Annotated in this window: 1 protein-coding gene; it reads right to left on the bottom strand. The window is 61.2% G+C overall.

The features are described from left to right. Positions 1–262: 262 nt before the first annotated feature. Positions 263–1,288: an IS110 family RNA-guided transposase gene (locus GCT19_RS42015; protein ID WP_152855088.1), complete on the bottom strand. Its 1,026-nt coding sequence runs from the start codon at positions 1,286–1,288 to the stop codon at positions 263–265. Positions 1,289–1,371: the final 83 nt, after the last annotated feature.

The following is a 1,371-nucleotide window of genomic DNA, read 5'->3' as shown; positions in this document are numbered from 1 at the left end:
AAATCTATGGTCAGCCTGATTTTTGCAAGCGAGGCGGTGTTGGCATAAATTGGACGTGCGCAAATCTATCCGGGGTCATGATGGGAACAGGTTCCCGCCCCATGATGAGAGCCGCGCCGGGCAAACCTACAAAAGGCCTCAGCGTCTGGCGCTGTTGTTTTTACCAGGTTGCTTGCCCGGCCGTTGAGTCGTTTGTGCCTTCACGTATCTCGCGTCGCAAAACCAGGAAGGGGTTGAGTACAACGTGATAAGCGACGCCGCGTCAGGCTGCTGTCACAGCCTGTTCGCCCTGGTAGTGCGTGCCTCTGGCGAGGACAGCCCAGGCGATCCTCGCCAATTTATTGGCCAATGCACAGGCCACCACGTTGGAATGCCGTCGGGTCAGCAGGCTGCGGACCCAGCAGCCGAGCCGGTCGGGGCGTCGCTCGATCTGCTGCATGACGGCGCGCGCGCCTTGCACCAGAAGCCGCCTCAGATTCTTGTCGCCACGCTTGCTGATCCCCAGCAGTGTCGGCTTGCCGCCGGTGCTGTATTGGCGCGGGACCAGTCCGATCGACGCCGCGAACTGGCGCGCCGAAGCGAACTGCCCGGCATCACCCAGTTCGGTCGCCAGCACGCTGGCCGTCACGGGGCCGATGCCCGGAATCTCCAGCAGACGCTGACTACGTTCGTCCTCGCGAAGTTGCTGCATCAATTCGCGCTCGACCGCGCTCACCTGCTCATCCAGATACTTGAAGTGCGCCTGCAGGCGTTCGAGCAAGGCGATCAACCGCGGCGGTAAATCATGCGCGGCCAGGATGGCGGGCAACCGCCGGATGACCGCGATCCCCTTGGGCAGGCTTATGCCAAATTCCAGTAGGAAAGCGTGGATCTGGTTGATCGTGCCGGTGCGATCGCGTATCAGGCTCTCGCGCACACGGTGCATTGCCGAGAGGGTCTGTTGAGTCTCGTTGCGCGGACTGACGAACCGCATGCCGGGACGCGATGCCGCCTCGCAGATCGCCTGCGCATCGGCGAAATCGTTCTTGTTGCCGAGCAGGAACGGTTTGACGAACTGCGGGGAAATCAGTTTGGCCTGGTGCCCCAGTACCTCCACACGTCTTGCAACCCAGTGCGCGCCGGCACACGCTTCCATGACTACCGTACAGCGCGGAAGATTGCCCAGCAGCGTCAGCATCTGGCTGCGCGTGAGCTTCTTGCGGAACACCATACGGCCCGATGCGGACTGTGCGTGCAGGTGGAAGCAATGCTTACCCAGATCGATTCCGATCAACGAGATGGTGTCCATGACGATCTCCCAAAAAGGAAACAGCCCGATCAGCGTAAGCCGATCGGGCTGTTTCGGGTCAGGCTGACCATCTCATTAAGGCC

It is taken from the genome of Paraburkholderia atlantica, from assembly GCF_009362785.1.
Taxonomy (GTDB): Bacteria; Pseudomonadota; Gammaproteobacteria; order Burkholderiales; family Burkholderiaceae; genus Paraburkholderia; species Paraburkholderia atlantica.
This window is presented reverse-complemented; position numbering and strand designations above follow the sequence as displayed.